Source organism: Salinibacillus kushneri (assembly GCF_900111405.1).
Taxonomy (GTDB): Bacteria; Bacillota; Bacilli; order Bacillales; family Alkalibacillaceae; genus Salinibacillus; species Salinibacillus kushneri.
In genome coordinates this window covers 99067-111401 of sequence record NZ_FOHJ01000006.1, presented here as the reverse complement: position 1 = coordinate 111401, position 12335 = coordinate 99067, and the positions used below count along the sequence as shown (strand labels likewise).

The 12335-nt window shown below is 35.1% G+C and carries 14 protein-coding genes; 10 read left to right on the top strand and 4 right to left on the bottom strand.

Annotation, left to right across the window (positions count from 1 at the left end):
- Nucleotide 1 precedes the first annotated feature (1 nt).
- Nucleotides 2-391: a hypothetical protein gene (locus BMX63_RS10235; protein ID WP_093135036.1), complete on the bottom strand. Its 390-nt coding sequence runs from the start codon at nt 389-391 to the stop codon at nt 2-4.
- Nucleotides 392-703: 312 nt separating this feature from the next.
- Here BMX63_RS10235 and rpmG point away from each other — a divergent pair, with 312 nt between their 5' ends.
- From rpmG to BMX63_RS10215, 4 genes are all read left to right on the top strand, one after another.
- Nucleotides 704-853 (top strand): 50S ribosomal protein L33, encoded by a 150-nt coding sequence (rpmG, locus tag BMX63_RS10230; protein WP_093135033.1) that lies wholly within the window; start codon nt 704-706, stop codon nt 851-853.
- 77 nt (nt 854-930) lie between these two features.
- Nucleotides 931-1491 (top strand): 5-formyltetrahydrofolate cyclo-ligase, encoded by a 561-nt coding sequence (locus BMX63_RS10225; RefSeq protein WP_143060143.1) that lies wholly within the window; start codon nt 931-933, stop codon nt 1489-1491.
- Nucleotides 1492-1559: 68 nt separating this feature from the next.
- Nucleotides 1560-1757 carry a hypothetical protein gene (locus BMX63_RS10220; RefSeq protein ID WP_093135028.1) on the top strand — a complete coding sequence of 66 codons (198 nt, stop codon included), beginning with the start codon at nt 1560-1562 and terminating at the stop codon, nt 1755-1757.
- A gap of 73 nt (nt 1758-1830) precedes the next feature.
- Nucleotides 1831-3393, top strand: coding sequence for a rhomboid family protein (locus tag BMX63_RS10215; protein WP_093135025.1), 1563 nt, complete (start codon nt 1831-1833; stop codon nt 3391-3393).
- Here BMX63_RS10215 and BMX63_RS10210 read toward each other — a convergent pair.
- Nucleotides 3364-4212, bottom strand: coding sequence for a hypothetical protein (locus tag BMX63_RS10210; protein ID WP_220083826.1), 849 nt, complete (start codon nt 4210-4212; stop codon nt 3364-3366). The two genes, BMX63_RS10215 and BMX63_RS10210, sit on opposite strands and share 30 nt — an antisense overlap.
- 155 nt (nt 4213-4367) lie before the next feature.
- Between BMX63_RS10210 and BMX63_RS10205 the strand changes: the two genes are divergently transcribed.
- The 4 genes from BMX63_RS10205 to BMX63_RS10190 all read left to right on the top strand — a co-directional run bounded on the left by BMX63_RS10205 (nt 4368) and on the right by BMX63_RS10190 (nt 9600).
- Nucleotides 4368-5822 (top strand): spore germination protein, encoded by a 1455-nt coding sequence (locus tag BMX63_RS10205; protein ID WP_093135459.1) that lies wholly within the window; start codon nt 4368-4370, stop codon nt 5820-5822.
- Between the two features lie 286 nt (nt 5823-6108).
- The gene (locus tag BMX63_RS10200) at nt 6109-6315 is read left to right on the top strand and encodes a YqgQ family protein (protein ID WP_093135020.1); all 207 of its coding nucleotides are present in this window, start codon (nt 6109-6111) and stop codon (nt 6313-6315) included.
- A gap of 24 nt (nt 6316-6339) precedes the next feature.
- A complete protein-coding gene (locus BMX63_RS10195; protein ID WP_093135018.1) occupies nt 6340-7305 on the top strand; it encodes an ROK family glucokinase in 966 nt (321 codons plus the stop codon).
- A gap of 417 nt (nt 7306-7722) precedes the next feature.
- The gene (locus BMX63_RS10190; RefSeq protein ID WP_093135015.1) at nt 7723-9600 is read left to right on the top strand and encodes an LTA synthase family protein; all 1878 of its coding nucleotides are present in this window, start codon (nt 7723-7725) and stop codon (nt 9598-9600) included.
- A 66-nt stretch (nt 9601-9666) separates the two neighbouring features.
- On the opposite strand, the gene BMX63_RS10185 is transcribed toward BMX63_RS10190, so the two are convergent.
- Complete coding sequence (locus BMX63_RS10185; protein WP_093135011.1) at nt 9667-9837, bottom strand: DUF2759 domain-containing protein; 171 nt, start codon at nt 9835-9837, stop codon at nt 9667-9669.
- 148 nt (nt 9838-9985) lie between these two features.
- Between BMX63_RS10185 and BMX63_RS10180 the strand changes: the two genes are divergently transcribed.
- Both BMX63_RS10180 and BMX63_RS10175 read left to right on the top strand, forming a co-directional pair.
- A complete protein-coding gene (locus BMX63_RS10180; RefSeq protein WP_093135009.1) occupies nt 9986-10606 on the top strand; it encodes an MBL fold metallo-hydrolase in 621 nt (206 codons plus the stop codon).
- 204 nt (nt 10607-10810) lie between these two features.
- Nucleotides 10811-11923: an SAM-dependent methyltransferase gene (locus BMX63_RS10175; protein WP_093135006.1), complete on the top strand. Its 1113-nt coding sequence runs from the start codon at nt 10811-10813 to the stop codon at nt 11921-11923.
- A 72-nt stretch (nt 11924-11995) separates the two neighbouring features.
- Here BMX63_RS10175 and BMX63_RS10170 read toward each other — a convergent pair whose 3' ends face one another.
- On the bottom strand, nt 11996-12238 hold the full coding sequence (locus tag BMX63_RS10170) for a DUF2626 domain-containing protein (protein WP_093135004.1): 243 nt from the start codon (nt 12236-12238) through the stop codon (nt 11996-11998).
- Nucleotides 12239-12335: the final 97 nt, after the last annotated feature.

Sequence of the window (12335 nt, the reverse complement as noted above, 5' to 3'; positions counted from 1 at the left end):
ATTAGGCCTCTCCTTCTTGTTGTTCCATTTCACCAGGATATAGCTGATGAATAATGGCTCGCACATCGTGCACTTTTAAATCTGTACTGTTGGCGATTTGGTCAATAGAAAAGCCTACATCATACAGCTTTTTAATTTGATCATAGATAGCTGGCTGGTTTTCTTCAGAAGAAGGAGAAGGCATGTCCATATTTTCTGTGAAAGCAGGATCTGTTAATAATTCTTCTTCCAATACTTTCATTTTGTTTTTTAATCGATAGGACTCCTGTAATGAAGTAATAGATACATCTTCAATTTGATCCTCTAAATCCTTGATTTTATCATGTGTAAAAAAGGAGAGGATGAATAGTACGAGACCTACTATTGCTAATGTAATTAATGCAAAAATCATGATAGACACTCCTTTAATTCATTTATACCATAGAATATAGAAAGAAGAAATAAGGGATTATTACCAATTTTTTAAGAGGGAAAATAGGACTTTTCCACGTTTTAATGGCAATATTCTCCTGACATCAAGATAAGGGACGGATATTATTCTTAACCTATGGCGCCTCTTTTTTCATAGATTTAGCCTTCATTTAGACAAATTTCTATGCCATCTCTTGAATACAAAATAAAGATTTGGTATTATAAATTAGTCTTATGATTATTATGATTATGCTCGAGATGAATTGACAGATAGAAATGGAGGGAAAGAACCATGCGTGTACAAGTGACTTTAGCGTGCACTGAATCCGGTGACCGTAACTATATTACAACTAAAAACAAACGAAATAATGCAGAGCGTATCGAAATGAAAAAATTCTGCCCTCGTTGTAACAAACATACGACACATCGTGAAACCAAATAAGAAAAAAAAGAGTGTTTAAATCCTGTGAGGATTTTCAAACACTCTTTTTTTATAATGCAGGTGGCGTGGTGGTTTATATGAAGAAAAAAACCTTACGGGAACAAGGTATTATCTATTTAAAAAGTATCAGTCAGTCACAGCGTGCATCCTTATCAAAGAGAATTACGGATCATGTATTGCATACTTCTTGGTTTCAAGGTGCATCTGTTATAGGTGTTACAGTTTCTAAGGCATTTGAACTAGACACGACTTATCTTATTCATAAAGCATGGGAAAATGAAAAACAGGTCGTTGTGCCGAAATGTTTTCCCGAAAGAGATCATGAAATGAAGTTTTATAGATTAACGAGTTTTGATCAATTGGAAAGGGTTTATGCAGGTATATTAGAACCTGTTGCAGCTAAAACAGAACAAGTTTCAAAGCATCAAATCGACTTACTGATTGTGCCTGGAATTTGGTTTGATCGAAAGGGTTATCGAGTCGGTTTTGGCGGGGGGTATTTCGATCGTTATTTAAAGGACTTCAACTCTGTCACCTTATCCCTTTCTACCAATAGACAGATTCTTAATGAAATTCCAAAGGATAAGTATGACATTCCTGTTCAGCATGTCATTACGGAAGAAGGTATTGTGTTTTGATTTCATCTCCGAATAAATGAAATAAGAAGACACATCCTAATTATAACTAATTTAAAGGGGTGTAGGATGTGCGTTATTTGTTAATCTTTTTACTATTAGGAGTTTTAGGTGCTGGTATATTTTTTATGTATCAAAATCGTACAAAAATCATGAAATTTGTCATTTCCGTAGATATATTAAGGAAGATATCTACACGAGTATTTATGAATATACCGGGTGTTCGGGAAAAGTTTTTAGCATCTACCTTCTCACGTTCAGCAACTTAGAGCTGAACGTTTTGTTTTTTAGTACATTTTTTTCAGTTTTTCATGGTATGATGTGCTTAAGGAGTGTGGATTTATGTATATTCACGATGAGTATTATTTTTGGCGTATAGCTTATCAATTGATGATGAAAAATCAATTTGAACTCATGCAGGTAAACGAACGTAATCATGAAATTTGGTTTCAAAAAACGATTAATAAACAATCTGTGGTTGTACGTTTGTTCATGAGAAATTTCGATTGGGCTAATCATTTGAAACGGGATGTTTCCTCTGTTTTAGGGAGAGTCAAAAATATTCAAAATTCTCTTAGAAAAAAAGAAGTCGTTATTCATAACCTCTACATATCTGAGCTTGCTCCTGTTGATGATTGGGAGTCAGTAAAAAAACCTCTTCAATTAAAGGATAAGAAAAACATTTTCATTCATACCTACTATTTAGATGAACAAAATCGAATGGCTGAATTACAACGTTTTTTTTCCTTTATTGACGCTGAAGCACCGGGATTAACCGTACTTGATAATGAAGAGGAAATCGTGCGTCAGATTCAACAGATAAAACAGAATATGATGAATAAGCATCATGAACAAAAAAGAGAAATTGCTTCGTTATTTAACCATGGTAAGCCAGTCCTTACCTATTTACTAATTGCTATAAATGTACTGATATTTTATTTTCTGGAGCAACAGCCAGGAGGATCTACAAGTACACAGAATTTAATCGATTGGGGAGCGAAGTTTAACCCCTATATACTCGATGGTGAGTGGTGGCGAGTATTATCCTCAATGTTTCTGCATATTGGATTTGCTCATATTATAATGAATATGTTGGCTCTTTATTATCTTGGCAATACAGTCGAGCGTATGTTTGGTAGTGTTAAATTCTTTTTTATCTACTTCTTAGCAGGAATTTTTGGAGGCGTGGCCAGTTTTGCCTTTAATGACTCCGTAGCAGCAGGAGCATCAGGTGCCATTTTTGGATTGTTTGGTGCCTTGTTATTTTTTGGTTTCGAAAATAAAAAGCTCTTTTTTCAAACCATGGGAACGAATTTATTATTCATTATAGGCTTAAATATTGCGATGGGGTTGTCTGTACCAAGCATCGATAACGGTGCTCATATGGGTGGCCTGGCAGGCGGGTTTCTAGCTGCTGCTATTGTGCAAATGCCAAAGCGCAGAAGGTTTATACTTCGAATTGCTTCCTTAGCCTTATATGTCATAGCAATCGCTGGATTATTTTTATATGGAACAGAGCGGTCTGATGCAGCTAGCAATCCACAAACGGCTATTATTGAAGCTAATGAACACCTGGAAAATCAGGAATATGAAAAGATGATTGATGTATTAACACCAGTTATTAAACAAGATAATCACGAAAATGAAATTCTTTACTTTAATCGTTCGATAGGTCACTATTATTTAGATAACTTAAATCAGGCTAAAGAAGATTTACAAGCTGCTATTGATATAAATCCTGAATTTGCAGATGCTCATTTTAATTTAGCATTGGTTCATCGTGATCTGGGAAATTATAATAAAGCGTATGAACATGCCGAAGAGGCTGTAAGACTCAAGCCAAATAATGAAGATTTTCAAGATTTTAAACGCAATTTAAGTGAATTCAGGAATTCTTTGAATTAAACGGTGGTTTTGGCCACTACCGTCTCTAAATAACACATAAATAAACTGCCCGTTTTTGTCGATTAAAATAAGAGGCATGTATGTATTTATAGCATGATATTCCTGATCCTGATGGCTTTTAATACCTGTAATATAATTTTTATAAAGCCCTTCCCATAATTGACCGATAACTTGATTGGTTTGCTCCTGGGTTAATGTTGGGAAGGTTTCTTGCTGATATTGCCATAAATCAGAAAGAGGAATCTCCAGATAATCGTCACTTGATAATTCATAATGTTCCATTAGTTCATTCCAATAATGATTCAAAGCCTGTAATTTAGTATGGTTTAATGTTTTCTTCCATTCCTTTTCAAAGGCATCCGCAGGTTCTTTAAACGATTCTAATGGTGAATGGGGTGAATCAACAACATAAAGCTCATCATGGCTCATGACCTGGATACTTTTTATAACATCATCAGGATAATGGATTTCACCATGATGAAAGGTAATAGCTTCATAATGACTGCTATCCTCTCCGTTTAGTAATGTTTGCTGTTTCAATTTATTCGCATTTTCTTTCCATTGATTTAATAGCCCTTTTAATTTTCCATCAACAAATAATAAAGAAACATCCTGACGCAGATAGATAGAATCCTCTAAATTAGATTGAACATCCCACTGTACTTTATAAGAATCAACATCTGTTTCAGATAATAGGGTAAGATTTGATGAGTAATTCACAAATTCTGTTGCCTCATCTAAAGGAAAGTATTTTATGACTTTCTGCTCCTGATCGTCAAAATTTACAATTAGTAAGGATACTATCAATACAATAATCATGAAATTGCCTATTCTCTTCATTCTCAGTTACCCTCTTTCTGAAAGCTTGTCTTCATTTAAATGTATGAGCATTTGTTTCCGCTTATGAAATGTATGTTAAGAAAAAATTGAAGAAGACTATATTTATGGACAATTATCAATGGATAGGTGAGAAAATGTCTGAAAAACAGCCTCTTATGAAAAGTTATGATCGTAATGTGAACTATTTGAAAGATCGGCTATCCGTAGATAAGAGCTTTGATATCATTAACCTGGATTTAGAATATGCGGATAGAAGAATGGCCATGTTCATGGTAGATGGCTTTGTAAAAGATGAAATTCTGCATTATATAATGAAGCTGCTCTCAAAACTTGAACCAGAGCAGTTAGAGCCTGACCCTTTTGAAAAGCTTTTTAAAAAACATTTACCTTATATTGAAATTGATTACGAAGAAGATTTAAATAAAGCCGGGGATTTAGTTCTTTCAGGTCCTACTGCGTTGATTGTTGAAGGTTTATCAAAAATAATCATGATTGATGCACGTACATATCCTGTTCGGGGACCAGCTGAGCCTGATTTAGAACGAGTGGTTCGCGGTGCACGTGATGGGTATGTGGAAACCATTGTGTTTAATACAGCTTTAACAAGAAGACGTATACGGGATCGTTCACTTAGAATGGAATATATGCAAATTGGCAGGCGCTCAAAAACGGATATTTGTTTATGTTATTTAGAGGATATAGCGGATGATGGAAACGTCAAGCATTTAAAAAATACATTAAGCAGTATTGATACAGATGGTCTCCCAATGGCTGAAAAAACCGTGGAAGAATATTTGGAAGGAAGACACTGGAACCCCTATCCTACTATTCGATATACTGAGAGACCCGATACAGCAGCTGCTCACTTATATGAGGGGCACGTAATAATTATTATTGATGGATCACCTAGTGTTATTATCACCCCAACAACCTACTGGCATCATCTTCAACATGCAGAAGAATATCGGCAAAAGCCGTTTGTAGGATCTTACTTAAGGTTTGTGCGATTTGTAGCCGTGTGGTTATCATTATTTGTTTTACCATTATATTATCTTTTATCCGCTTATCCAGATTTAGTACCAGAAGGCCTTGAATTTATTGGCCCTAGTGAAGCTGGAGCTTTACCACTGTTAGTGCAGTTTGTCATTGCAGAGCTTGGAATAGATATGCTCAGGATGGCAGCAATTCATACCCCTTCAGCCCTTGCAACAGCCTTAGGATTAGTTGCGGCTATTATGATAGGGCAGGTCGCTGTTACAGTTGGCTTATTTTCCAATGAAGTTGTATTGTATCTCGCTGTTGCTGTTATGGGAACCTATGCAACACCAAGCTATGAAATGAGTCTGGCTAATCGAATTGCACGATTACTCTTTCTGATTGTAGCCAGTATATTTGGTCCCGCTGGATTTGTCATTGCGATAACGATATACCTTTTGTATTTAGCTCAAATCAAGTCTTTTCATATCCCTTATCTTTGGCCATTCTTACCGTTTGATTATCGAGCTATACGGGATATTATTATTCGAGCACCCATGCCTCTTAAAAATAGAAGACCTTCCTTTTTACATCCTAAAGATCCTGACCGCTAAAAATAACGGTCAGAGCTTGTAGAGAAATTTGAACGGTCCCCTGTCAAGTAGACAGTGAAAAAAATAAAGGCACCAATCATCACCTATGGTTGGTGCCTTTTTATGTGCCAAATTGTGAAGGTATTGCCTGTATTCGATTGGTGATGGCTAAACCTCCTCTCTATGCTGTGGTGCCTTACAGTATCCCACTCTTCCCGGAGGGGTCACCGTTATTTCAACTGTCTATAATGGCTGCTTTTTATTTCTTTTTTTCGGTAACGTTGCTATAATAATGGTTGGTGATAATATGAACAGTATTTATGATGTGAGACAATTATTAAAACGGTTTGGAACGATTATTTATATTGGTGACCGTTTAGCTGACTTAGAGTTGATGGAAGAAGAAATTAAAGAATTGTACCAGGCCAAGTGTATCACGACAAAAGAATATCAAATGTCGATCCTGTTGATTCGTCAGGAAATGGCCACATTAAATCAAACGGAAAATAATTGATAATGAAAATGAGGATGAACGAAAATGAAGGGAACCTATATTGTTGGTGTGGATATTGGAGGTACAGCGATTAAATTCGCGTTAATTAAAGAAAATGGCTATATACTGAAAAAATGGGAAACTCCAACGGCAAGGAAGGATAACGGCTCCTATATTCCTGAACAGATTGCCCATTCCGTAGAAGAGAAGTTGAGTGAATTCGACTTAAACGAAGAACAAATTCTGGGGATGGGAGCAGGTGCGCCAGGGTATGTTGATGTTAAAAATGGAATCGTCTATGAAGCGATTAATTTAGGGTGGGAAAATTTTTATCTGAAGCAAAAATTAGAAGAGCATCTAAATATAGATACATATGTATTAAATGATGCCAATCTAGCTGCACTAGGAGAAAATTGGTTAGGCGCTGGACGAGATTCTAACGATTTAATTGCGGTAACTCTTGGTACTGGAGTTGGTGGCGGAATTATTGTCAATGGAGAGATTATTAATGGAGTTAATGGAACAGGTGGTGAAATTGGACATATTACATCTACTCCAAACGAAGGCCCAAGATGTAATTGTGGCCGTTTAGGATGCATTGAAACTTATGCATCAGCTACAGGAATCACTAGACAAGCTCTTCAGGCACTGGAAAAACAGGTGAGCACATCTTTGGCCAATATCCATAAAGAAAAAGGAAGGTTATCCTCTAAAGATGTCTTTAAAGAAGCAGCAAAAGGGGATCAGACATCTCAAATGATTATTGATTATACAGCTGATTTGCTAGGAAAAATGTTAGCTGATCTGGCCGTATCCGTAAACCCATCAAAAATTATTATCGGTGGGGGTGTATCAAAAGCGGGAGAGCAATTATTACAGCCTATTCGGAAATCTTTTCAGTCTTATGCCTTAGGACGGATTGCTGATGTTTGTCAGATTGTCGAAGCAGAGCTTGACAATGACGCAGGGGTTGCAGGTGCAGCCTACTATGTAAAACAAAGGAAACAGTAATGAAAATATATTACAAGGAACTAATAATCTGATTACAAAAATGTGTCGTTCTTTTAAGGAACGACACATTTTTTTTAAAGGTGAATAAGGTGGTGGCAGCGAATAACTAATACAGGTTATATTTGAAGAAAATGTAAAGGAATTAATTGTAAAATAACACTTGACTTCCGAATGCAAAACGTTAAACTATAATAGTTAGTTTATATATTTTTAAAGAAGGATTTAAAAAATTTTAAAATTATTATCATATTGTAGGGGATAGCTTATTAAAATCGTTTATGAACTGGAAAGAGAATGTGGCGATTAACACAAAAATGAAACATTTTTTATGCATACATCGTCTTATAAAATAGACAGTTAAACTACCAATATACGAAAATACCTGCTAAACTTTAAAATTTAGGGGAGGCAAGACCTATGTTACAGCGATTACGTATACCACTGTTTTTAGTCGCAGCCTTATTGTTTGGTTTTAAAGCTTATATTATTTATAGATTTGTATTCGATTTATCAATCGAAAATACTATGCAGGAAATGATTTTATTTATTAACCCGTTTGCTACAGCCATTGTATTATTTTCCTTTGCTGCGCTAATGAAGCCTAAACGTCAAAAAAAATATATAAAATATTTATCCTTATCTGGAGCTATCCTTTTATTTGCGAACCTGGTTTATTATCGCAATTTTACTGATTTTATAACTTTGCCAAGTATATTACAATTTAAAAACTTTGCTGATTTGGGAGCGAGTACTGCAAGTTCTGTGAAAATATGGGATATTTTCTTGTTTGCAGATACCCTTTTAATCTTTTATCTAGCCAGAAAATCCAACAATGACCTTGTATTTACCTATAAACGTAAAAGCAAATTAGCCATTATTGCACTATCCTTTTCCTTACTGTTAACAAATTTTGTGTTGGCAGAGATAGAACGCCCTATGCTATTTAAACGTGGATTTGACCGTGAATACCTGGTTAAGAACGTAGGACTTGTCAGTTATCATATTTATGATGCCATTATTAATTCAAAAACAAAGGTGCAAAAGGTAATGGCGGATGGCAGTAAGTTAAGTGAGATTGAAAAATATGTTGATCAGAATGTTGACGATACAACCTCCTCTGATTTAAGAGGTATTGCTAAAGACAAAAATATAATTTACATCTCTGCCGAATCTGTGCAAAACTTTGTAATTAATAGAAAGGTAAATGGGGAGGAAATCACACCTTTCTTAAATGATTTAATCAAGGATAGTTATTATTTTAATAACTTCTATCACCAGGTAAACTTAGGCAGAACATCTGATTCAGAGTTTCTAGTGGAAAACTCTTTATATCCACTTCCTAATGGTTCTGTCTTCTTTACCCATGGACAGAATGAATATAATGGAGTACCCGAAATAGTAAACGAGCATGGTTATTATTCATCTGTTTTCCATGCTAACAATAAGAGTTTTTGGAATCGGGATGTAGCTTATGAAAGTCTTGGTTATGATCAATTTTACTCACAACGCTATTTTAATGTAAACGAGGAAAATACGATTGGCTGGGGACTCAGTGATAAGGCCTTTTTTGATCAATCCATGAAATATTTAAAATCAATGCCACAGCCTTTTTATACGAAGTTTATTACGTTAACCAATCACCATCCGTATGAATTAGATGAAAAATATGCATCAATCGATCAATTTGATTCCAATTCAAAAACCCTTAATCAGTATTTTCCAACAGTACGCTATACGGACGAAGCCATTGAACAATTCTTTAATAATCTAAAAGAAAGTGGACTATATGAAGACTCCATTATCATTATCTATGGTGATCACTTTGGTATTAGTGAAAATCATAATAAGGCAATGGGACAGTATTTAAATAAAGAAATCACACCATATGATACCGTTCAGCTGCAACGAGTACCGTTGATTATTCACATTCCGGGTCATGAAGATGATCGTGTTATAGAAAAAGTGACCGGTCAAATTGATTTGAAACCTACCGTTCTCAATATGATGGGCATAAAAAATGAAGAGGACATTATGTTTGGTAATGATTTATTTGCTGATAAGCCAAAACGTTTTGTAGCTTTCCGTGATGGTGACTTTGTCACAGAAGATTATGTTTATACCAAAAATACTTGCTATGACCGTGAATCAGGTGAAGAAGTTGATGGATCATTTTGCGAGCCAACCAAAGATCAGGTTTTAAAAGAACTAAATTATTCCGACCAATTAATATACGAAGATCTTTTCAGATTTCAAAACACTGATTCAAACTCAGCTGATAAAGAAAATAAAGAATAAGACAGAAAAATGCCTCGGGTCACATAAAAGTGAATCCGAGGCATTTTAACACTAAAACGAAACAAGTTATGCATTTGAAAATAACTCAGAATAAATGGTCATCACAGAAAACCATCCAAAAACAAGAACGGATAATCCTGCAAAACATACTCCAAGGAAATTACGATCTTTTAATTCACGGAAAACTGCTATAGCACATATTATTGTAACGACTAAGAGCATAATACCTAAAACCATTACAATAACCCCCTTTTTACAAATGAATGATGTACGCTAAAATATACATGGATATCATTAATATGTATTATGTTCCCTACTCTCATACATTTTATATAATAATTAATGCTTTGTCGAGCCATTTCACAAATTTTTAGGAGGATGAAGGATGAATGTCAAACAATTTTCATTGGGTGCATTAGGAACAAACTGTTATATCGTACATAAAAATGGAAAAGGTTTAATTATCGATCCAGGTGCAGAGGGACTTGTAGTAAAGCAGTACTTGGACTCACATGATACCAAACCCCTTGCCATATTACTTACTCATGCTCATTTTGATCATATAGGAGCGGTAGAGGAATTACAAAGGGAATATAACATTGAAGTTTATTTACATGAGACAGAACATGATTGGCTAAAGGATCCTATGTTGAACGGATCCCAGTATTTTGGTATCACGGAACCGATTCGTATAAACAATGCTGACCATATGCTTACACCAGGATTTTTAACATTGGAGAACTTTACTTTTGAAATACGGCATACACCGGGTCATTCACCAGGTAGTGTTTCTTTTGTATTTGAGGACGAGGGATTTGTTATTGCGGGCGATACCTTATTTAATGGTGGAATTGGGAGAACCGATTTGCCTCAAGGAAATCATCAGGAATTACTTACAAGTATTAAGACGAATTTATTTACATTAGCTGAGAAAACGATTGTTTATCCTGGGCATGGACCGGAAACAACAATTGAAAAAGAAAAGCGAAGCAATCCGTTCTTATAAAGGAAATAAGCAGAAGTCAATAACGATTATATGTAGGTGATATGTAGAGTAATAGAATAAACCCCCTTCTTTTTTCAGAAGGGGGTTTGGGGGGATGTGCTCTGCTCATTTAAATTTGGTTAGGGATTAGTTAAGCTACTAATAAAACTATAAAGGGTAATTAACACTATGTCAATAGTGAAAACTTAAAAAAAGGGGTTAAAAATGATCGAAATCTTTCAGGAGATGATTAATAAGAGCCATAATTATGCCATTCCTTATGATGTATACATTAAAGAAGCTTTATATCATCGTGAAAAGGGCTATTATCGCAAAAACAATCGGGTACTGGGGAAGCGGGGTGACTTTTATACAACAAATCATGTTGGGAGTATTTTCAGTGAGATAATGGCAAACATCTTTATAGAGTCAGCACATACACTAACGCTTCCTTTGCATATTATGGAGCTTGGTGGTGGAGATGGGCGCTTTGTTTTGCAGCTTATAAAAGCATTTGAAGATAAAGAGATTAAGCCTGAAAGGTATATTTTTATAGAGCAAAACCAATATGCAAGACAACAGCTTCACAGTCTAATACCAGAGGATTGGAATTTAGTAACCTTTGAATCTCTTAAAGAATACTATGCGACCGAAGGATTCTTTGAAGGGATTATCTTTTCTAATGAATACTTAGATGCACAACCTGTTCGTGTCGTTGTCAACCGTGATGGTGAATTGAAGGAAGTAATGGTTACCGTTAAAGAAAGTGGCCAGCTCACCGAAATAGAAAAACCTTGTTCTGAAGGATTATATTATTGGCTAAAGAAATGGGATATATTTCCTGTGATTAATAATCAGAGGATGGAAGTACCTATATATATGGATAGTATTTGTAACTTAGTGAATAAAGTCTTGGAAAAGGGACTTATATTTACCTTTGACTACGGTTATACATATGAGGAAAGACTAAGCCCTCATCGAAAGGATGGAAGCCTTCGTGGATATAGTCGTCATCAACTGGTAAACAACCCATTACAATATCCCGGTCAAATGGATATTACTCATCATGTACCATGGGATGTATGGATTAAAAAAGGTCAGGAACAAGAATTGGACCATCATGTTTTAACCAGGCAAAATCAATTTTTTTATAAGGTTGGAAATGTACTTGATTTAGTTGAGGAAACCGACCATAAAAATCCATTTTCAGAAGCAGCGAAACGGAACCGTGCAATGAGAACTTTGTTATCGGATAACTGGATGGGGAATAAGTTTGATGTATGTATACAATCTAAAAATATGGAAAGAGAACGTGTAAACCAGTTGCTAACGATTTAATAAAGTAACACTACACAAAAAGGGATTGGTTATTTAACCAATCCCTTCCGTTACAAGGATCAATCCTATCGTTTAATGTCCGAAAGATGGTACTAATAGGAAAGAAGTATAGTACGTAAATCCAATGAAAAAAATTGTACAATAAGCACCGAATATGTACATATACAAGCGTTCTGAAAGCTTTAAGTAACCTAACGTTAAGAAGAACACTGTTTGTGCTAAGAACAAAATGGAAGTATTAATCATGTCCCCAACATAAAACATTACAGTAAAAATACCAGTCCAAAAAGAAAGAACACGAAACATACGATCCATAATATCCCCCTCCTTTTACGGGAAAGTCATCAAAAATAATTATAAACTACCTAAAAAAGAAAGTAAATGAACTTTTTGGTACTTTAAGAAATTATAA